Annotated in this window: 15 protein-coding genes and 3 pseudogenes; 11 read left to right on the top strand and 7 right to left on the bottom strand. The window is 65.3% G+C overall.

From position 1 onward, the window contains the following. Nucleotides 1-7: 7 nt before the first annotated feature. Genes RSO01_RS16485 through RSO01_RS16475 form a run of 3 tightly spaced genes read left to right on the top strand, consistent with a single transcriptional unit; the run spans nucleotide 8 to nucleotide 3,031 of the window. Nucleotides 8-910: an amino acid ABC transporter permease gene (locus RSO01_RS16485; RefSeq protein ID WP_147150212.1), complete on the top strand. Its 903-nt coding sequence runs from the start codon at nucleotides 8-10 to the stop codon at nucleotides 908-910. Then, nucleotides 907-1,713 carry an amino acid ABC transporter ATP-binding protein gene (locus tag RSO01_RS16480; protein ID WP_147150211.1) on the top strand — a complete coding sequence of 269 codons (807 nt, stop codon included), beginning with the start codon at nucleotides 907-909 and terminating at the stop codon, nucleotides 1,711-1,713. The genes RSO01_RS16485 and RSO01_RS16480 overlap by 4 nt, the downstream gene beginning before the upstream one ends. Nucleotides 1,714-1,717: 4 nt before the next feature. Continuing rightward, the gene (locus RSO01_RS16475; protein ID WP_147150210.1) at nucleotides 1,718-3,031 is read left to right on the top strand and encodes an LLM class flavin-dependent oxidoreductase; all 1,314 of its coding nucleotides are present in this window, start codon (nucleotides 1,718-1,720) and stop codon (nucleotides 3,029-3,031) included. A 243-nt stretch (nucleotides 3,032-3,274) separates the two neighbouring features. On the opposite strand, the pseudogene RSO01_RS16470 reads toward RSO01_RS16475, so the two are convergent. Beyond that, nucleotides 3,275-3,514, bottom strand: a pseudogene (locus RSO01_RS16470) (ATPase, T2SS/T4P/T4SS family); the annotation flags it as partial. Between the two features lie 105 nt (nucleotides 3,515-3,619). Between RSO01_RS16470 and RSO01_RS16465 the strand changes: the two are divergent. Beyond that, nucleotides 3,620-4,087, top strand: coding sequence for a MarR family winged helix-turn-helix transcriptional regulator (locus RSO01_RS16465; protein ID WP_147150209.1), 468 nt, complete (start codon nucleotides 3,620-3,622; stop codon nucleotides 4,085-4,087). 248 nt (nucleotides 4,088-4,335) lie between these two features. Here the strand turns inward: RSO01_RS16465 and RSO01_RS16460 are convergent. The 4 genes and pseudogenes from RSO01_RS16460 to RSO01_RS16445 form a co-directional block, all read right to left on the bottom strand. After that, nucleotides 4,336-4,803, bottom strand: a pseudogene (locus tag RSO01_RS16460) ((2Fe-2S)-binding protein); the annotation flags it as partial. Next, nucleotides 4,800-5,594, bottom strand: coding sequence for an FAD binding domain-containing protein (locus RSO01_RS16455; RefSeq protein ID WP_147150207.1), 795 nt, complete (start codon nucleotides 5,592-5,594; stop codon nucleotides 4,800-4,802). The gene RSO01_RS16455 and the pseudogene RSO01_RS16460, both read right to left, overlap by 4 nt. Further along, on the bottom strand, nucleotides 5,591-7,936 hold the full coding sequence (locus RSO01_RS16450; protein WP_147150206.1) for a xanthine dehydrogenase family protein molybdopterin-binding subunit: 2,346 nt from the start codon (nucleotides 7,934-7,936) through the stop codon (nucleotides 5,591-5,593). The genes RSO01_RS16455 and RSO01_RS16450 overlap by 4 nt, the downstream gene beginning before the upstream one ends. Continuing rightward, nucleotides 7,933-9,222 (bottom strand): amidohydrolase/deacetylase family metallohydrolase, encoded by a 1,290-nt coding sequence (locus RSO01_RS16445; protein ID WP_147150205.1) that lies wholly within the window; start codon nucleotides 9,220-9,222, stop codon nucleotides 7,933-7,935. Before RSO01_RS16445 ends, RSO01_RS16450 begins: the two co-directional genes overlap by 4 nt. 721 nt (nucleotides 9,223-9,943) lie before the next feature. On the opposite strand from RSO01_RS16445, the gene RSO01_RS16440 reads away from it, so the two are divergent. The 5 genes from RSO01_RS16440 to RSO01_RS16420 all read left to right on the top strand — a co-directional run bounded on the left by RSO01_RS16440 (nucleotide 9,944) and on the right by RSO01_RS16420 (nucleotide 14,797). Then, nucleotides 9,944-10,777 carry an ABC transporter permease gene (locus RSO01_RS16440; RefSeq protein WP_170303114.1) on the top strand — a complete coding sequence of 278 codons (834 nt, stop codon included), beginning with the start codon at nucleotides 9,944-9,946 and terminating at the stop codon, nucleotides 10,775-10,777. A 77-nt stretch (nucleotides 10,778-10,854) separates the two neighbouring features. Further along, nucleotides 10,855-12,018 (top strand): aromatic ring-hydroxylating oxygenase subunit alpha, encoded by a 1,164-nt coding sequence (locus RSO01_RS16435; RefSeq protein ID WP_147150203.1) that lies wholly within the window; start codon nucleotides 10,855-10,857, stop codon nucleotides 12,016-12,018. Nucleotides 12,019-12,022: 4 nt separating this feature from the next. Next, complete coding sequence (locus tag RSO01_RS16430; RefSeq protein ID WP_170303113.1) at nucleotides 12,023-12,901, top strand: ABC transporter ATP-binding protein; 879 nt, start codon at nucleotides 12,023-12,025, stop codon at nucleotides 12,899-12,901. Between the two features lies 1 nt (nucleotide 12,902). Continuing rightward, the gene (locus tag RSO01_RS16425) at nucleotides 12,903-13,718 is read left to right on the top strand and encodes an ABC transporter permease (RefSeq protein WP_147150202.1); all 816 of its coding nucleotides are present in this window, start codon (nucleotides 12,903-12,905) and stop codon (nucleotides 13,716-13,718) included. A gap of 2 nt (nucleotides 13,719-13,720) precedes the next feature. Next, the gene (locus RSO01_RS16420; protein ID WP_147150201.1) at nucleotides 13,721-14,797 is read left to right on the top strand and encodes an ABC transporter substrate-binding protein; all 1,077 of its coding nucleotides are present in this window, start codon (nucleotides 13,721-13,723) and stop codon (nucleotides 14,795-14,797) included. An 84-nt stretch (nucleotides 14,798-14,881) separates the two neighbouring features. Here RSO01_RS16420 and RSO01_RS16415 read toward each other — a convergent pair. Further along, nucleotides 14,882-15,517 (bottom strand): annotated as a pseudogene (locus RSO01_RS16415) (LysR family transcriptional regulator); the annotation flags it as partial. Nucleotides 15,518-15,784: 267 nt separating this feature from the next. Between RSO01_RS16415 and RSO01_RS16410 the strand changes: the two are divergent. After that, nucleotides 15,785-17,209 carry a DUF3987 domain-containing protein gene (locus RSO01_RS16410; RefSeq protein ID WP_147150200.1) on the top strand — a complete coding sequence of 475 codons (1,425 nt, stop codon included), beginning with the start codon at nucleotides 15,785-15,787 and terminating at the stop codon, nucleotides 17,207-17,209. A gap of 48 nt (nucleotides 17,210-17,257) precedes the next feature. Here RSO01_RS16410 and RSO01_RS16405 read toward each other — a convergent pair whose 3' ends face one another. Then, a complete protein-coding gene (locus RSO01_RS16405) occupies nucleotides 17,258-17,932 on the bottom strand; it encodes an aspartate/glutamate racemase family protein (RefSeq protein WP_147150199.1) in 675 nt (224 codons plus the stop codon). 85 nt (nucleotides 17,933-18,017) lie between these two features. Here RSO01_RS16405 and RSO01_RS16400 point away from each other — a divergent pair, with 85 nt between their 5' ends. Further along, the gene (locus RSO01_RS16400; protein ID WP_218037357.1) at nucleotides 18,018-18,866 is read left to right on the top strand and encodes a transporter substrate-binding domain-containing protein; all 849 of its coding nucleotides are present in this window, start codon (nucleotides 18,018-18,020) and stop codon (nucleotides 18,864-18,866) included. The last annotated feature ends 62 nt before the right edge of the window (nucleotides 18,867-18,928 follow it).

The following is an 18,928-nucleotide window of genomic DNA, read 5'->3' as shown; positions in this document are numbered from 1 at the left end:
GCTCGTCATGACCACGAACGCCGCCACCGAGGCCCCGGACTGGCCGGGACCGCACGCTTCGCCCGAGCGGATCGTCGATCCACCGCATTGGGGCCGCTGGGTCGCCCTGGCCGCCGTCGTGGTGGGCTTGGCGTGGATTGCCTACCAGCTGATCACCAATCCCGGCTTCCAGTGGGATATCGTCGGACGCTACCTGTTCGACCCCATCGTGCTGCGCGGTGTCGCCATGACAATCCAGCTCACGGTGCTGGTCATGGCGATCGGCGTGGTCGTCGGCGTCCTGGTGGGGCTGATGCGCATGTCGCGCGATCCGCTGCTCAATTTTTGCGCCCACGGCTTCGTATGGTTCTTTCGCGGCACGCCGGTCCTGGTCCAGCTCGTCTTCTGGTACAACCTCGCGGCGCTGTTCCCTCAGCTTTCGTTCGGCATTCCGTTCGATGGCCCGAAATTCTTCGAGGTGTCGGCCACCGCCGCCATCTCTTCCTTCACTGCAGCGCTGCTCGGCCTGGGACTGAACGAAGGCGCCTACATGGCCGAGATCATTCGGGCCGGCCTCCTGTCGATCGACGCCGGGCAGACCGAGGCGTCCAAAGCGCTCGGTCATCGCCCGTGGCAGACCTTCCGCGTCGTCGTCCTGCCGCAGGCGATGAAGGCGATCGTACCGCCGACCGGCAACCAGTTCATCGGCATGCTGAAGTACACCTCGATCGCCAGTGTCGTCGCCCTGCACGAGCTGATGCATTCAGTCGAAACGATCTACAGCCGTACCTATGAGACCATGCCGCTGCTGATCGTCGCGGCGCTCTGGTATCTCTTCATGGTGAGCGTCCTCTCGGTGGTGCAGCACTTCATCGAGCGGCATTACCTGAAAGGCTGGCAGGCGGAAGTCCATACCCCGCTTCAGTCATGACAGTACACGAAACCCCGAGCGGCGAGATCGTCCCGCTCGTTCGCATATCGAACGTCTGGAAGAAGCGCGGCGCCAACGTCGTGCTGAAGGGCGTCAACCTTGTCGCGCATCAGGGCACCGTCGTCTGCCTGCTCGGCCCGTCGGGCGCCGGCAAGAGCACGCTGCTGCGCTGCATCAACGCCATCGAGCTGCCCGACCGCGGGATGATCCACCTCGATGGCGTGGCGATCGGTTGCCGCCAGGAGGGCGACAAGTTCATCCGCCTGTCCGAGCGCGAGGTAAGCCGACAACGCGCCGACATCGGCATGGTGTTCCAGAACTTCAACCTCTTCCCGCATATGTCGGTGCTCGAGAACATCATCGATGCGCCGATGCGGGTGCGAGGCGAGGGGCGCGCCGCGGCGACGCAGCGGGCGCACGACCTACTCGGACGAGTCGGCCTCGCCGACAAGGCCAAGGCCTATCCGCGGCATCTGTCGGGCGGCCAGCAGCAGCGCATTGCGATCGCGCGGGCGCTTGCCATGCAGCCCAAGCTGATGCTGTTCGACGAGCCGACCTCGGCGCTCGATCCGCACCTGACCGACGAGGTCCTCGACGTCATGAAGGGGCTGGCCGGCGCTGGCATGACCATGATCGTGGTGACGCACGAAGTCGCCTTCGCGCGCCAGGTCGGCGATGTCGCGGCGATCATGGCCGACGGCGTCATCATAGAGGCCGGACCGGCGCGCGACGTGCTGACCCGGCCGCAGGATCCGCGGACGCGGAAGTTCCTGGCCAAGTCTCTGCAGAAGCAGCAGGAGTAGGGTCATGCGGAAGCAGATGCATCTCGGGTCGTTGTCGCATGGCGTCGGCAGTCACGTCGCCGGTTGGCGGATGCCCGGCGCCGAAACGGAGAAGGAGAATTTCGACCTGGTTGCGCGCGCCGTCCGCACCGCCGAGCGGGGCAAGTTCGATTTCGTCTTCTTCGCCGACGCGGTGAACACCGGCGCGGACGCGGCGCCGATGTTCGTCGTGCGTTTTGAGCCGCTTACCCTGCTGGGAGCGTTGTCCGTGGTCACCGATCGGATCGGTCTGGTGGCGACGGTGTCGACGACATATTCCGAGCCCTACAACGTGGCGCGCGCACTGGCCTCGCTCGACCATCTCAGCCAGGGACGCATCGGCTGGAACGTCGTGACCGGATCGAGTCCCGACGCCGCCGCCAACTTCTCGAAGGACAAGCACCCGCCGCACGAAGAGCGCTATGCCATGGCGCAGGAGTATCTCGAAGTCGTGAAGGGCTTGTGGGACAGCTGGGAGGACAGTGCGCTCGTCGCCGACAAGCAGACCGGTCAGTTCATCGACACCGGCAAACTGCACGTCCTGAACCACGTCGGCCGATATTACCGGGTTGCGGGACCGCTCAACGCCAGCCGGCCCCCCCAAGGCTATCCGGTCATCTTCCAGGCCGGTGCCTCCGACCGCGGCCTGGAGCTCGCCGGTTCAACGGCGGAAGTCGTGTTTGCGACGCAGTCCTTCCAGGAGGAAGCCGTCGCGTTCGCCGGCAAGCTGCGCGATTGCGCGGAGGCCGCTGGAAGAGCCCGCGATTCGATTAGAATCCTGCTCGGCGTGTCGCCAATCGTCGGCGACACCGAACGCGAGGCACGCGACATCATCTCTCAGCTGGGCGCCTTCGTGGATCCCGTGACGTCGATGCGCGTGCTTTCCGACCGAGTCGGCATCGATCTGGCGCGCTACGACATCGACGGGCCGCTGCCAGACCTGCCGCCCTCGACCATGATGCAGGGGCACGCGCGCGTGCTGCAATCCGTTGCGCGCCGCTACAACATGACCATTCGCCAGCTGCGCGATTATGCAGCAGTCAGCTCGGGTCATCGCGTGCTGATCGGTACGCCGGCGCAGGTCGCCGACGATCTCGAGGCCTGGTTCGCGAGGGGTGCCTGCGACGGCTTTGCCATAATGACTCCCTATTCGCCCCAGCCGTTCGAGCGGTTCGTCGATCAGGTCGTGCCGATCCTGGTGGAACGCGAGTTGTTCCGGAAGGAGTACTCGGGCAAGACGTTGCGCGATCATCTGGGACTTGAACGGCCGCCGCACCCGACACCGCGCTCGCCCGTGTGATCCGCAACTTGGCTTCGCGAGTTGGGATGGTTGCGGGGGAACGCAACCAGCTTAACTTAGTCGTTCGCGTGGTCGCTTAGGGGGGCGTTGCGCCCCAGCCCTGACCTTGGGTTTGGCCTGCAAGCCGTTGAGGAGAAGGTCGACCATCCGAACCGCCGAGCGCGTCCAACTGTTGCTCGGCCTGGCGTGCGCCACGCCAGCGAGGGGCGCGCAGCAGATCGTGCGGCTCGATGTCGTCTCGAAAGACAGCCGCCGCGCGGCACCGCGGCCGGCGAGCACGGCAATGATCTCGACGGTCTCGGCGATCAGCGCGCGGGGAACTGTTACGATGGCCTTCTGGATGAGCTGCTCGAGACGGCGCAGCGCTGCGAGCGCAGATCCGGCGTGCAGGGTGCCGACACCGCCGGGATGGCCGGTTCCCCAGGCCTTCAAGAGGTCCATCGCCTCGGCGCCGCGCACCTCGCCGATCGGGATACGATCCAGTGCTGGCCCACAAGCCCGACGTGCTGCGCAATGGCGCGCCCGGATCTCGGCCGAGGCCCTTTTGGTACACATGCGAGGGGCGAGAAAGCTTGCTAGGAATGCCGAATGAAAAGTCTGTTATCGTCTCCACTGGCCAGCCGGCCCGGCTTTCTAATTCGGCGCCTCCATCAGATTCATCTCTCTCTTTTTGCTGCCGAGTGCGCTTCCTTCCAGACCACACCGGTGCAGTACAGCATCCTGAGCGTGGTCGTCGCCCAGCCCGGTCTCGAGCAGAGCGCGCTTGCAAAGGAGGTTGGCGTCGATCGGACGACTTTGGCCAATGTCGTTGCGAGGTTGATCGGACGAGGCCTGCTCCGGCGACAACAGGGAGAGGAGGATCGCCGGCTGAAGCACGTCTACCCGACGCAGGCATGCCGCAAGTTGCTCAAGGAAATGGAAGGCCCGGCCCGTCGGGCTCACGAGCGGACGATCGATGCGCTGGGCAACGGCGAGCGTGAGCGCTTCATCAAGTCGCTGGTGCGTCTCGTGAACGCTAGAAATGAATTGGGGCGGGCGCCCTTAAGAATTAGCTGAGCGATGGGCGCGGAGGGCGGCTCCGCTACGTACGTCGTCCGTAGTGCCACACGAGGGCATTGAAGAACTCGCGCGCGGTAGGGGTGTCATATCCTTGCCACCCTCGGTCACGTCTTCCGTCGGCATGGGCAAAGGGTAGTGCGCTTCAACCAGCCAGCGCGTGGTGTCCGTGATGTATGCGTCGACGCTGTCGCGGATCGCACGAAAGATCTCCTTCGTCATCGGCAGGCTCCTTCTCGGCGCGCATGGCGGCGAGCGACGATGACGCTCACGATCGCGCGCACGATGCCGCGATAGCCGGTACAACGGCAGAGGTTGCCCGACATCTCTTCGCGCACCCGCGCCTCGTCGGCATCGGGCAAACGGCGCACGACATCGCGTCCGACGACCAGCATGCCGGGTGTGCAGTAGCCGCACTGCAGCGCGTGCTCCCGCGTAAAGGCTTCGCGCAGCGCCCTCATGATCTCATCGTCGCCGAAACCCTCAATGGTGCGGATCGTGGCGCCGTCGCAGCTGCCGGCATGGGCGATGCAGGAGCGCGCCGGTGCGCCATCGATCTCGATCGTGCAGGCACCACACACGCCGTGCTCGCAGCCGACATGAGTCCCTGTCAACATGAGGGGACCGCGCAGGACGTCGGCGAGTTGATCGCGCGGCTCGACCTTGAGTTCGCGCGGCTCGCCGTTGACGGTGAGCGTGATGTCGATGCGGCTCACGCCCGCGCGCCCTGGACGGCGTGCCGCAGCGCGGCCTCGGCGATTGCCTGTCGCCACGGCGAGAGCCCCGGACAGCCCGCCACGATCCGCCTTGCCTCGCCGGTGGGATCGGCGAGCAGGGCTGCGGCGTCATCGATCACCATGGGCGGCCCGTCGAGCGCGGCCAGGACGGCGCGCGGCCTGGCGCCAGGAACATCGAGCAGGCACGCGGTCGCCTTGGAGAATTCGCCGATCTTGCGGCAGAACTTCCAGTGACCCCAGCGGGCGGCATCCCGCAGCATCGGGACCTCGACGGCGCGCAGCACCTCGCCCGGTGCGAGAGCTGTCTCGAAGATGCCGGTGACGAAGTTGGCCAGCGGCAGGCGCCGCTCGCCGGCGGCACCGAATGCGACGGCGACGCCCCCGAGCGCAGGCAAGACAGCGACCCAATCCGCCGCAGGATCGGCATGTGCGAGGCTGCCTCCAATCGTGCCGCGAGTGCGCACTGGGCGGTAGGCGATGCGCCGTGCGACGCTCGCCATGATCTGGCCGAGCCGGCCGGGCACTACGCCATCCTCGAGCGCGGCGTGAGTCGTACCGGCGCCGATCCGCACGGTGTCACCCCTCACGCTGACACCAGCGTAGTCCGGCAGGTGCCGGAGGTCGGCGATGGTATCGGGCCGGGCAAGGCGCAGGTTGAGCATGGGGCCGAGCGACTGCGTGCCTGCGCCGGGACGCGCTCCGGCAAGAACGAGCTTCACGGCATCGTCCCAACTTGCGGGCCGTTTGTAGGAAAAGCGCGAGGGTTTCATGCCTTGCCTGCCCTGGCGGCCGCGATCGCGGCGAGGACGCGCTCGGGGGTCGCCGGAAGGTCGGTCACTTCCGCGCCGATCGAGGCCAGTGCATCGTTGATTGCATTCACGATCGCCGCCGGCGGCCCGATCGCGCCGCTCTCGCCAATGCCCTTCTGGCCGAACGTGGTCCATGGGCTCGGTGTCTCCATGTGTTCGAGCCGGACATCGGGGACATCGGCGCTTCCCGGCAGCAGGTAGTCGGCAAGGGTCGCAGCCAGTGGCTGGCCAGCGCCGTCGTACGGCATCTCCTCGTAGAGCGCAGTGCCGATACCTTGGGCGAGGCCGCCCAGCACCTGGCCATCGACGATCATCGGATTGATCAGCTTGCCGCCATCCTCGACGACGACGAAGTCCTCGAGCACCACGGCGCCGGTCTCGAGGTCGACGCGGGCCACGACGGCATGGGCAGCATAGGAGTGGGTGCCGGTATCTGGATCGGGACGGTAGCCTGCCGTGACCTCAAGACCGCCCTTGTCGACCCCCTTGGGCAGGTTCTGTGGCGCGCGATACCAGGTCCGCGCGACGTCGGCGATACTGACCGAGCCCTCGCCTTCGATGCGGCGAACGAAGCCGTCGGCGACCACCACGTCGGGACGCGTAACCTGCAGGAGGCCCGCACCGATCGAGGCGATGCGATCACCCAGCTGCCGGCAGGCCTCTGCGACGGCACCGCCTGCCATGACAGCCGCGCGGCTGCCCCAGGTGCCGGTCGAGTAGGGCGTGAGGGCAGTATCGCCGAGGACGATGCGGACTTTGTCGGGATGGACGCCGAGGATTGTGTGCGCGACCTGCGCCAACGAAGTTTCCATCCCCTGGCCGTGGCTGTGCACGCCGACGCGCACTTCCAGAATGCCGTCGGGGCTCAGCCTGACGAAGGCCTGCTCGAAGCCCGGCACAAACGGGATGCCCCAGGCGTGATAGACCGATGTGCCGTGCGCGCCTTGCTCGCAGAAGGTCGCAAGGCCGAAGCCGACGGCCTCGCCCTTCGCCTGACGCGCGCGTATCGACGGGACATCGATGGCGGCGACGGCGCGCCGCAGGGCTTCGGGATAGTCGCCGCTGTCGAAGACCTTGCCAACGAGGTTTCGGTACGGCATGGCCTCGGGCCGGACGAGGTTGGCGAGCCGGATCGCTTCCGCAGAGATCCCGAGCTGTCGCGCCAGCGCGTCGAGCGTCGTTTCCATGGCGTAGCACACGCCCGTACGTGCGACGCCACGATAGGGAAGGATCGGCGGCTTGTTGGTGCAGGCCGACATGGTGTGGCAGCGCAGCAGCGGCAGTGCATAGGGGCCGGGCAGGATCGAGCCGACCTGGGCGGCCTCCAGGCAGGCACCGAATGGATAGGACGAATAGGCACCGGCATCGACGATGGCATCGCATTCGACGCCCAGCAGCCGACCCGCCTCGTCAGCCCACGCGGTGATGACGTAGTGGTGTTCCCGGCAGTTGGCGCCGGCCGTCAGCTGCTCGAAACGGTCCTCCAGCCAGCGCACGGGACGGCCGAGCCTGATCGCGAGCTGCGCCAGCACGAGCTCTTCCGGCAACAGGATGCCCTTGTAGCCGAAGCCGCCACCGACATCGGGAGAAATGATCCGCACCTGGCCTTCGTCGAGGCCCAGGCAATCGGCGAGGCCGGACTTGGTGACGTGCGGCATCTGCGTCGACGTCGTGACGATGATCTGCTCGAGCCGCGGATCCCACTCGGCGAGCACGCCGCGGCCCTCGAGCGGCGCCATGCACTGCCGGGAGGTGCGCAGGGTACGGGTGACCTTTGCGGCGGCGATCGCGTCGAGGCCCGAGACATCGTCGTTGCGATGGGTTTCGAGAAAGGCGTTCATCGACCAGTCTTCGTGCAGCAGCGGCGTGCCCGGCAGGTGCGCGCGGGTCATGTCGGAGACGGCCGGCAGCATCTCGTAGTCGAGTTCGCACGCGCCGGCGAGGTCCTCAGCTTCGGCGCGGCTGCCGGCGATGCAGGCGGCGATCGCCTCGCCGACATGGCGGATCTTGCCTCTGGCGAGGACCGGCTGCTCGGATACGCGGAAGCCGGGCAGGGCGGAGTTGGCGCGGATCGTCTTGATCTCGGGCAGATCGTCGATGGTGAAGACCTGTTGCTCGTGGCCGGCTGGCTTGGTCAGCCGCTTCAGCCGGGCATGCGCGACCGGACTGCGCAGGAATGCGACCTCGAGCATGCCCGGACGCGTGATGTCCCCGACATAGCGGCCCTTGCCGATGAGAAAGCGGGCATCTTCCTTGCGGCGCAGGGCTGCGCCGACGCCGAAGCCGGTGGCGCCGGCGTTCATGCCGCCGCGGCCATCACCGCCTTGGGAAGGATTTCGGCATCAGCCTCGAATCGGACGCCGGCGCGCAGGCAGAAAGCCGGCCGCAGCATTCGGTCGGTCGTCACCTGCGTATCCTCGTTGTCCATCAGCACGAAGCGGCCCCGCAAATCGTCGAGCACCGTGACGTCGGCCTCGGCGCCAGGCTTCAGGGTGCCGATCTCGTCCTGCATGCCGAGCATGGCGGCGCAGTTGCTCGTCACCATCGGAACGATCTGCTCCAATGTCAGGCCGAGCGCGAGCATGCTGGTCATGGCCGACGCCAGCGAGAAGTTCTGCGCGCCGGCGAAGAGATGCATCTCGTCCTTGTCGGGGTGCTCGTTCGGCGTGCCGCGCGGCTTAGGGACCTTCGTGTTGTAGCCATGCATGTCGGCACCCAGCGTATCGGGCACGACCCCTGCCTCCAGTACCAGCCGCGCCATCTTGAACGAAAAGTGCGAGCCATGGCCGACGTCGGTCTTGAGGCCGCGTGCCAGCGCCTCACGAACGACAGCGTGCAGCTTGCCGCTGCGATCGACGAAACCGCCGGGGTGACGGGTAAAGGGATGGGCAAGGACGTCGCCCGGCCGCAGGATCTCCAGCATGTCCGGCAGGATGGCGTCGACGTCGTAGGCCTCCTTGCCGTCCGGCAGCGGCCACAGTTGGCCGAAATGGATGTAGAGCGGCAGGTCGAGGCCGCGGCCGATCGTGGCCGCCCGCCGCATCGCCTCGTCGCCCCAGCGCGTGAAGCCACCGATCTCGGCGTGTCCCTTCACGCCGCGCACCAGGTCGGCATTCTCGCGGCCGGAACGGATCGTGTCGTCGACGGCGATGCAATCCGGCCGGTAGAGCTCGGGGTAGTAGTGGCCCTCGAGGCCGCCCACCATGTAGGCCGAGATGAAGGCCAGTACGCGCGTCGCGGCGGGTTTCACGACATACTCGCGGAAGCCTGGGAAGGTCAAAACGGACGGACCGCCCTGGTCGACCACCGTGGTGACGCCGGAACGGACGCCGACCATGTCGGCGTCCAGCCCGAAGCGGCCGCTGACGTAGCGGTAGACGTGGGCATGTGTGTCGATCAGGCCCGGCAGCACCAGCTTGCCGCGCACGTCGACCGTTTCACGCGCCGGGCCTGGCAGGTCCTTGCCGATGGCGGCGACCCGACCGTCGTTGACGGCAACATCCATCACGCCGTCGAGGCCCTGCGCTGGATCGATGACGCGGCCGCCCTTGAGCAATATCTCGTAGGGCGCGGACTGAACGGTATCCATGGATAGTTCTCCAGGCAGGCCACTCATTCAACGAGTGCACACTGGTGTTTGCAAGCGACATGCCAGTAGACCGTCAGCATACTGAGTAAATTCAGACAGGCACGACATTTGCGTTGTGGATTGTCATGGCGACATCCGCCGCGTTCCTCCGTCGACTGGCTGGACTGGCCGAGTGCCTCGCCGAGAGCCTCGAACGTTCTCCCGTAGTGCCAATCGAGGACATCGCGATGGCCCGCAAGTACGGTTACGTTGACGTCGGCGAACGACGTCGCGTCAGCTGGCAGCGCAAAGTGTCCGGCCAGGATCGCGCGCCATACCAGGGCGGAAAGGACTTCGGACCATAGGCAAGGGCAGAATTCCTCGCCCGAGCGCGTGCGGCGCCAATCCTGAAAGGGAGTGACCGGCGAGCGTCGCGTGAGCGTCCCGCCCGTCGCCCTGAAGCATCTATCGTCGCCCCCGCCAGTCCGCGGGCGAGGTCGGTGATTGCGAGCAGTTCGCAGTGTCCCGATCGGATGCAGTACGCGCGTCAGCTTGCACAAGGACTGGTCAGCGGCTCGATGATTCTTGGATGGCGCGCGCACCCCGGCGTGCCGTCAGTATACTGACGATCAGGTCGACGTTAAGCGCGTAGCGCCGATTGTCAGTATGCTGACGATCAAGGCGCGATGTGCTTGGCGCGATAGTTGCTACACATCCGGTGTATCCGTTGATGGGACGTCCTATGCCCGGCGCGCGTCACTCGATCCTTCGGACTCTGCCAACCTCTGCCAGCCGTCTCGCCAAGCACGCTTGGCCGCCCGTCCTGTTCTTCGTCGTTGTCGTCTCCGCCTGGGAGTGGGCGGCTCGGGCCGGCTTCCTCGACCCGATGGTGCTGCCCGCCCCCGGCGAGATCGCCGCCAATGTCGTCGATGGGTTGAGCAGTGGTCTCTACATCATCAATCTCCAGGTCACCTTGATGCAGGCGATCTCCGGCTTCCTCATCGCTTGTGCGCTGGGCGTCGCCATGGGATCGCTGACGACCCTGTCGGAGCGGCTGAGCCGGGCGCTGCAGCCGATCGTGCTGGCGCTCGAGGCAACGCCAAAGATCGCGCTCGCGCCACTGATCATCGTCTGGTTCGGCTACGGCATGGGATCGAAGGTGGCATTGTCGGCGGTGATCGGCTTTTTCCCGGTCTTCATCAGCACGGTCAGCGGGTTGCGGTCGGTCGACCCCGGCCGCATGGACGTGCTGCGCGCCCTGGGCGCTCGCCGCTGGCAGATCTTCAAGATGGTCGCGTTGCCCGGTGCGCTGCCGCACATCTTTGCCGGCATCAATATAGCCGTCGTGCTGGCGCTGCTCGGCACCATTGTCGGCGAATTCATGGGCGCCAAGGAGGGGCTGGGCACGCTCATCCTCTACGCCAATGGCAATCTCGATACCGCGCGTGTTTTCTCGATTCTCCTGGTCCTCGCGGCAACCGGGCTGACGTTGCACGCGCTCGTCGACTTCACGCGCGCCCGGCTGCTGTTCTGGGACGACGCGGATACCGCAATTCCGACAGGCCCCGGGACCTGAACACGGTTCGAGGAAGCATTCCTGCTTTCCGGCGGCAAGTCGTGAAGAGGGCGTAAGAGCAAACCAAGGAGAGAGAGATGCAAGACATGCGCGAGCCGGAGGACATCTTCAATCCGCGCCACTATGACAGTGTGCATCGTCGCTACGACGAGGCGCATACGCTGCCGGCCTGGTGCTACACCTCCAAGCGGTTCTACGATCGCGAGCGCGAGCGCATCTTCTTCAAGTTCTGGAACTGCATCGGCCACCACACCCGTGTTCCGAACCCCGGCGACTACTTCACCCAGATGTTCTGCGGCGTGCCCCTGATCGTCGTGCGCGGCAAGGACATGAAGGTCCGCGTCTTCATCAACTCCTGCCCCCATCGCGGCTCGGAGATGCTGGAGGGCGAGGGCAACTGCAAGATGATCAAGTGCCCGTATCACGCCTGGGCCTTCGATTTCGAGGGCAAGCTCTACGCGACCCCGCTGATCGGCGAAACCGACACCTTCAAGATGGGCGACCACAACCTTGTCGAGATTCGCCTCGAGACATGGGCCGGCTTCATGTGGATCAACTTCGATCCCGACGCGCAGGACCTGATGAGCTACCTGGGCGACCTGCCGCAGCGTACCGCGCCGTGGAAGACCGACGAAATGGTCTGCGTGTCGCGCCGCGAGTGGCCGGTGAAGGCCAACTGGAAGCTCTACATGGAGAACTTCAGCGACGGCTACCACGTGCCGTTCGTCCACCAGCACACGCTGAACTTCAAGAAGGTGTCGAAGCGCGACTTCCACGATCCGACGCGTTACCTCGGCAACTACCTGATGCACTACACCTACTTCGACGGCACGCGCGGGGTGCGCGAGCACCAGAAGAAGCTGCCGCAGCTCGACCTGCCAGAAGAGCTGAAGGTCGGTACGTTCTTCCCGGTCGTCCATGCCAACACCATGATGGGCTTCGCCATCGACATGGTGTCGGCGACGGAAATCTACCCCGACGGCCCGGAGAACTGCACGCTGGTCACCTCGAACCTGGTGCCGAAGAGCACCGCCGAGCTGCCGGACTTCGAGGAGATCTACGCCCAGTACCTCGAGAACGGTAACGTCGTGCGCGACGAGGACGTCCTCGCCGCCGAGCGCCAGCAGAAGGGGCTGAGCTCGCGCTACAACACGCGCGGCTGCTTCACGCCCCAGGACAAGCTGGTTCACGATTACAATCTCTGGATTCTCGATCGCGTCGTCGGCAACGCCGCGCCGTGATGCCATGAGGCCGAAACTTCTCGGTTACCCACCCGACGGCGGCCGTTCTTCCGCGGCTGCTGAGACCGGGCTCGCCGCTGCGAGCCCGGTCTCTCCTGCCATCGCCGTCCGCGGGTTGGCCAAGGTCTACCAGACCAACGCCGGCGACACCGTGCACGCGGTCTCGCACATGGATTTCGACGTGGACGCGAAGGAGTTCGTGTCGATCGTCGGTCCGTCGGGCTGCGGCAAGACGACGGTGCTGCGCATCCTTGCCGGACTGGTCGGCGGCTACTCGGGATCCGTGTCGATCGGCGGCCGTGTCGTTCATGGGCCGACGCCCGAGATCGGCGTGGTCTTCCAGGACGCCAACCTGATGCCGTGGCGGACCGTGCTCGCGAACGTGATGCTGCCGGGCGAGGTGCTGCGGCTGAGCCGCAACGAGTGCCGCGAGCGCGCCCTGGCGCTGCTGAAGCTGGTTGGTCTCGAGGGCTTCGAGAACAAGTTGCCGCGCGAGCTCTCGGGCGGCATGCGTCAGCGTGCGGCGATCGCCCGTGCGCTCGTCCACAACCCCAAGATCCTGCTGATGGACGAGCCTTTCGGCGCGCTCGATGCCATGACGCGCGATACGATGAACCTCGAGCTGGCGCGTATCGCGGTCGAGTCCGGAAAGACGGTCTTCCTGATCACCCATTCGATCTCCGAAGCGGTGTTCCTGAGCGACCGCGTCCTGGTGATGTCGAGCCGGCCGGGCCGCATCATCGAGACCATTCGGGTCAGGAACCAGCGTCCTCGCGGCCTCGATGTGATCGCGACGCCGCGCTTCTCGGAGATGGTGCTGCACATTCGTCACCTGCTCGAGGGCGAAGGCGCCCCTGCTTCAACCGTAACGCTGGCGCACTGACATGACTCTGCAGATTGAGCTGCCCATCGTCGAACGGGAGCGCGGCAGCCTGATGTCGCGCGTAACCGTGCCCGACTGGATGCTGACGACGCTGCTAATCGCGAGTGTGATCGGTCTCTGCCAGGGTCTGATCGTCACGGGCGTAGTCAGCAAGTACGTGATGCCGTTGCCCTCCAGCATTCCGATTTCGTTGTGGGAGTTGGTGAAGAGCGGCGTACTGTTCGACAACGCGCTCACCACCTTGATGGAAGCGGTCTCCGGCTTCGCGATCGCCGCTGTCCTTGGCCTCACGCTCGGGGCGCTGATCGCCGAGTTTCGGATGTTCGAGCGGGTGTTCTATCCCTACATCGTGGCGCTGCAGACCATGCCCAAGATCGCGCTGGCGCCGGTGCTGCTGGTATGGTTCGGCTTCGGGCCGGGCTCGAAGATCGCCGTGGCGGCGGTGATCTCGCTGTTCCCGATCCTGGTCAACACGATCGCCGGGCTGAAGAGCTGCGACTCAGGCCGGCTGGATGTGCTGCGCGCGCTCGGGGCAAGCCGCTGGGACTGCTTCCGAATGGTGCGTCTTCCCAATTCCCTGCCGTTCGTGTTCTCGGGCCTCAGCACGGCCAGCATGTTCGCCCTGATCGGCGCGATCGTCGGCGAGTTCGTTGGCGCCAACAAGGGCCTCGGCTACCTGATCGTGCAGGCGAACAGCCAGATGAATATCCCGCAGGTGTTCGCCATCGTGCTTGTGCTCGCCCTGCTCGGCATTGCCGCGTTCGGCATCATCGAGTTCTGCCGCCGCCGGTTTCTCTATTGGATGTCGGAGGAGTAGTCATGAATGTCAATCGGCGTGGATTGCTCTCGGGCTCCGTGGCTGCGGTCGGAGCGGCGTCACTCTTTCCCGCCGCGTCGTTTGGCCAGGGCCTGACCAAGACGAGCTTCGGCCCGACGACCGTCGACATCTCGACCGGTCATGCCGCCCATTCGTCGCTGCCGAGCGCGCTTGGCTATTGGAAGGCCGAGGGTCTCGACACCAACGTATTCGGCGTCGCGGGAGAGACAGCCGGTGTGCAGCTCGTGTCGGGCGGCAAGATCGACTTCATCAGCATCAACGGCCCCGGCCTGATGTCGGCGCGTGCCAAGGGCATTCCGGTCAAGGCGGTCTACATGCACGCGCGCATGCCGATCTCGCGCTTCGTCGTGCCGAAGGCCGCCGGCATCAAAAGCATCGCCGAACTCAGGGGCAAGACCCTCGGCCAGCCGGTGATAACGCCCGAGACCTATGTCGACGGCATTTTCCGCGAGTCCGGCATGGCGACCGCGACCGACATCAAGGTGGTGGCAACCGGCACGGGCGCCCCGGCACTGCTCGCGCTGCGCCGCGGCGAAATCGCCGGCTGGATGTCGTGGGACACGGCGGTCGCCGAGCTCGAGAATCGCGGCATGGAGTTCGTCGAGTTCCGCCCGAGCTACTTCGACCAGCTGTTCGGAAACACAATCATGACTCGCGAGGACGTCATCCGCGACAACCCGAAGATGGTGATCGGGATGTGCCGGGCGATCGCGAAGGCGGTCCATTTCGGCCTGACCAATCCCGACGCCGCCATAAAGATCCACTGGAAGATGTACCCGCAGAGCAAGCCGCAGGGCACCGACGAGGAGAAGCTTCTTGCCGACTCGCGGCGGGTCTTTCTGTCGCGTTTCTCGGGCTACGGGCTGAACGGCGTTACCAAGTACGGTGAAGCGCTGCCCGCCCAGTGGGAGCGCACGGCCGACCTGGTGAAGCAGCAGGGCCTGCTGCCGGCCGACTTCGATCCCAAGGGCGCCTACACCAACCAGTTCATCGACGAGATCAACGACTGGGACCGGGCTGCGGTCGAGGCCGAGGCCAAGAACTGGAAGGGTACCTGATCGATCGACTTGGGCTGGAATGCACATCCATGCCTGAATGTACGGCGCCGCGGATGATGGTCTGGTTGTCGATTGAAGCCAGCTCACCTTCACTTCGCGACCGTCTTTCTCGAGGCCCCACAGAAACAGTCCACCGTAGATCGGCAGCCGTATGTTGATGCATTTGTGTGCGGTAAGTTCCTGCGGAGTCTGCGGGATGGTATGCCGCGAGAAATATGCCGGCGACGCAACCACCGCCATCCGCATCTCAGGCCCGATACGCGCTGCGATCATGTCCTTGGCGACCTGTTCGCCCATCCGCGCGCCGGCGCCATAGCCTTCCGAAACGATATCGGTGAGGCCGTAGTCGACAATGATCTCGACATTGATGTCCGGATGATCCGGCAAGAACCGCTTCAAGGTGGGCTGCAGGATGGAAATCGCCGGATGCTCGCCAGCCGAGATCCGAACCGTGCCGGCGGGCTTCTCGCGCAGCTCGCTCAAGGCGGCGAGTTGCGCCTCGATCTCCTCGAACCTCGGCGCGACGGTTTGCAACAGGCGCTCTCCTGCTTCGGTCGGCGCCACGCTGCGTGTCGTGCGGGTGAGGAGACGAAGCCCGATCCTGTCCTCCAGGGCCCTGATCTGGCTGAGCGCCGATTGTGAGACCCCGAGCTTTGCTGCGACCCTGGTGAAGCTCCGCTCCTTGGCGACGGCGACGAACGCAGCGAGGTCATTGAAGTTCTCGTGGGCCCCTTATTATTCCAGCTAATATTGGCACGCCGATTATAGCAACTGAGCACTCGGGGCGCAGAAAAACGAAAAGCCGTCCTCTCAAGGCGGCTTTTCGAATTGCGGGCGCGCACCGTGAACCCACGCCGCGGCTTGAAGCAGCAGTTATTCCCTGCAGCCATAGGCGATAACAGTACTAATAGTGGAAGTAGTATTAATTACTATAGTGCTTGACAGCCTCCCAAGCTTGTTCCATGTTTGTTCTTGGGAGGGCCGTCGATGCCGAATCACACCTTGCACTGGGTTTCGCGGGCGACCGAGTGGTCGGAGCCTGACCTCAGCATCCTCGATAACAGTCGAGACGTGGTGCCGCCGGTGCCGCTCGATTTAGTGTCAGAGCCCTGGCGCAAGTGGATCGTCGATACCGCGTCGGCCACTGGCGCACCGCAGGACTACGTCCTTCAAACGGTGCTCGCCGGCGTGGCAGGGGTCTGCGGCGCCGGGGTGCGGGTGCACGTCACGCCTGCGTGGACCGAGCCGCTGGTGATGTGGCTGGCGATGGTGGGTGAAGCGTCGACCGGCAAGTCGGCGGCATTGGCGCCGATGCGCCGCCTGCTGGGTACGATCGAACAGGAACGGTGCCTGCGCGATGAGGAGCGTCGCGCGACGCACGCAGAGCAGGTCAAGCAGGGTCGCGAGGACTGGCCGTTCGTGCCGTCGCGCGTCGTCATGACGGACACCGGTCTCCAAGCCGCCGCCCAGACCGTCACCGGAAACCGCCGCGGCGTGTTGCTGTGGCGCGATCTGCCGAAAGTTTGGTTCGGCGACGATTGCGTCGACGACAAGGAATGTGCGGCCTGGCTCGAAGCCTGGACGGCCGGCCCCCTTACCGTGGAGCGCAGCCGCCTGCCGGCACTCGACCTCGCGAGCTTTCCAGTCAGCGTCCTCCAGACGATGTGGCCGGACAGTCTCAAGGCAGCGCTACTGGAAGGCGACAAGAGCCTGCCGATCCGCTTCCTGTATGTCTGGCCCGGCCCCCAGGACCATCGTGCGCTCGCTGGCCTCGACCCTGTTCGCGACGACGAGGTACTGGAGCGGCTGAGGCGCCTGTCGTCTCTGGCGCGCACGCCCGATGATCCCTGCGAGCTTCGCTTCGACGAGCGCGGTGTGAAGGCGCTCGACCGCTTTCTGACCGATCTTCACGCCGCACGGCAGAGTGCCGAAGGACTCGAGGCCGCGTGGTTGGGCAAAAGCAGAGCCTTCATCGTTCGGTTGGCGGGAATCCTGGAGCTTCTTGGAATGACCGGTGGCCCACGCGGTCGGCCCGGTGCGATCGGCAGCGAGCAGGTCGACGCTGCGGTCGCGCTATGGCGAGGCTACTTCTGGCCGCATGCGCGCGCGGTGTTCGACAGTGCGGAGCTCTCGGACCACAAGCGACGCGTGCGCCGCGTCGCACGCTGGCTGCGCGACACGCGTCTCCCTACGGTGTCGCGTCGGGAGATCAGCCGGCGCGCGCTCAGTCAGGCCGCGACGGCCGACGAAACGGAGCATGTGCTCCAGAGGCTTCATTATCTCGGCTACGTCCAGCCCGATCCGGCGTATCGCGACAAGTCCGGACGTCCGAGCACCCACTGGCTGGTCAATCCAGCCCTCACCGAACAGAAAAGTGGTAGCGAAACTAGCGAAATTCAAAAAAGTAGGTGATTCAATGACTTCCCGCGCATCGGCCGGCCTAGCCAAAACTAGCGAAATTCACGCCGACCATCCCAGCCGCGACCGGCCGATCGCCATCGACACCGCGGCCTGGCTCGGTTCGACCACCGGCAGGCCGACATGGCGCTGCAGGCGGTCGCGATAGCGCGCCATGCCGGCGCAGCCCATCACCAGTACGTCGGCGCCGTCTTCGTCGCGCAGATCGACCGCGACCTCGGCCATGCGCGCGAAGGTGCGCGCTTCGTTGGCGAGCTCGACGACGCCCAGCCCAATGGCGCGATCGCCGGCCATGCGGTCGTTCAATCCCATCTGGCCGACATAGCGCAGATGGCGTGGAATCGATTTCCGCAGGATGGAGATGACGCCGAAGCGCTGGCCGAGCGTCAGCGCCGTCAGGATTCCGCATTCCGCAATGCCGAGCACCGGCTTGGTCGTGATCTCGCGCGCGGCATGCAGGCCGGGATCGGAATAGCAGGCGATGACGAAGGCCGAGCAGTCGTTGTCGCGCTTCTTGACCATTTCGCCGATCGGTCCGACGACCTGCTCGACATGCGCCTGACTTTCGATGCCCGGCGGACCCTCCTTGAGGGTCACGCATTCGATGACCGGGCCGCCTTTCATGCGCAGCGGTTCCATCGCCGCATCGATGCCTTGGGTGACGGCCTCGGTGGAGTTGGGATTGATGACGAGAATGCGGTCGGCGGCGTCAGTCATGGCCGCACCATGGCGCTTAAATTGCTATTCAACAATGGCTGATCTAACGTCGCCGCCTGGGGATTTTGGAAGGGAGACTTTGAAAATGATGACACGGCGCCTGGCTGCGATCGCGGTCGCGGCCCTTGTTTGCGTGGGTCCAGCGGTAGCGCAGGAAAAGCAGCCGCCGCTGCGCACCGGCGTCGACGGCACCTTTGCGCCGCACGCCATGCCCAAGCTGGGCGGCGGGACCGAGGGCTTCCAGATCGACGTCTTCACCGAGGTGGCCAAGCGCATGAAGCGCGACATCACCATCGATTCGGTGAGCTTCTCGACCCTGATCCCGGGCATGCAGGCCGGCCGCTACGACTTCATCGCCGCGCCGACCACGGTGACCAAGGAGCGGGCGGAGAACATGCTGTTCACCGCGGGCTACCTGTGGACGGCCTTCCAGTTCGGCATCAAGAAGGGCACGCCGCCGATCAAGGGCTGGGAAGACCTCAAGGGCAAGACCGTCGCCGTCAACAAGGGCACGCCCTACGAGACGCTGTCCAAGCAGATGGGCGAGAAGTACGGCTTCACCGTACAGGCCTACGACACGCAACCCGACGCCACGCAGGCCGTGCTCTCGGGCCGCGCCTACGCCACGCTCGGCGGCAACACCACGATCGTCTATGCGGCGAACAAGACCCCGCAGTTCGTGGCCGATCTCGAGCTCAAGGACACGCGCGCCCATTGGGCCGCGCCGGTGCCGAAGAACAATCCCAAGCTTCGTGCCGAGCTGCAGGATGCGCTCGACTGCATGAAGAAGGACGGCACCATGGCCAAGCTCTATGAGAAGTGGTTCAACAAGAAGCCCGAGCCGGACGATCTCGCCGTGGTGATCACGCCGGGCTACGGCGTGCCGGACATGCCGGGCTACGATCCGACGCCGCACGAGCTGAAGTGTGGCTGATTAGCTCAACGATTGCCTCCCCAGCTCATGTTCCTCTCCCCCGCTAGGGGGAGAGGCTAGGT

The organism is Reyranella soli (assembly GCF_007992495.1).
GTDB lineage: Bacteria > Pseudomonadota > Alphaproteobacteria > Reyranellales > Reyranellaceae > Reyranella > Reyranella soli.
The sequence above is the reverse complement of the archived record's forward strand: the minus strand, read 5'-3'. Positions and strand labels throughout refer to the sequence as shown.

Excerpts from the sequence above, each read along its gene's own strand:
- RSO01_RS16485 (WP_147150212.1), top strand. The coding sequence starts at position 8 with ATGACCACGAACGCCGCCACCGAGGCCCCGGACTGGCCGGGACCGCAC.
- RSO01_RS16480 (WP_147150211.1), top strand. The coding sequence starts at position 907 with ATGACAGTACACGAAACCCCGAGCGGCGAGATCGTCCCGCTCGTTCGC.
- RSO01_RS16475 (WP_147150210.1), top strand. The coding sequence starts at position 1,718 with ATGCGGAAGCAGATGCATCTCGGGTCGTTGTCGCATGGCGTCGGCAGT.
- RSO01_RS16465 (WP_147150209.1), top strand. The coding sequence starts at position 3,620 with ATGAAAAGTCTGTTATCGTCTCCACTGGCCAGCCGGCCCGGCTTTCTA.
- RSO01_RS16455 (WP_147150207.1), bottom strand. The coding sequence starts at position 5,594 with ATGAAACCCTCGCGCTTTTCCTACAAACGGCCCGCAAGTTGGGACGAT.
- RSO01_RS16450 (WP_147150206.1), bottom strand. The coding sequence starts at position 7,936 with ATGAACGCCGGCGCCACCGGCTTCGGCGTCGGCGCAGCCCTGCGCCGC.
- RSO01_RS16445 (WP_147150205.1), bottom strand. The coding sequence starts at position 9,222 with ATGGATACCGTTCAGTCCGCGCCCTACGAGATATTGCTCAAGGGCGGC.
- RSO01_RS16440 (WP_170303114.1), top strand. The coding sequence starts at position 9,944 with ATGCCCGGCGCGCGTCACTCGATCCTTCGGACTCTGCCAACCTCTGCC.
- RSO01_RS16435 (WP_147150203.1), top strand. The coding sequence starts at position 10,855 with ATGCAAGACATGCGCGAGCCGGAGGACATCTTCAATCCGCGCCACTAT.
- RSO01_RS16430 (WP_170303113.1), top strand. The coding sequence starts at position 12,023 with ATGAGGCCGAAACTTCTCGGTTACCCACCCGACGGCGGCCGTTCTTCC.
- RSO01_RS16425 (WP_147150202.1), top strand. The coding sequence starts at position 12,903 with ATGACTCTGCAGATTGAGCTGCCCATCGTCGAACGGGAGCGCGGCAGC.
- RSO01_RS16420 (WP_147150201.1), top strand. The coding sequence starts at position 13,721 with ATGAATGTCAATCGGCGTGGATTGCTCTCGGGCTCCGTGGCTGCGGTC.
- RSO01_RS16410 (WP_147150200.1), top strand. The coding sequence starts at position 15,785 with ATGCCGAATCACACCTTGCACTGGGTTTCGCGGGCGACCGAGTGGTCG.
- RSO01_RS16405 (WP_147150199.1), bottom strand. The coding sequence starts at position 17,932 with ATGACTGACGCCGCCGACCGCATTCTCGTCATCAATCCCAACTCCACC.
- RSO01_RS16400 (WP_218037357.1), top strand. The coding sequence starts at position 18,018 with ATGATGACACGGCGCCTGGCTGCGATCGCGGTCGCGGCCCTTGTTTGC.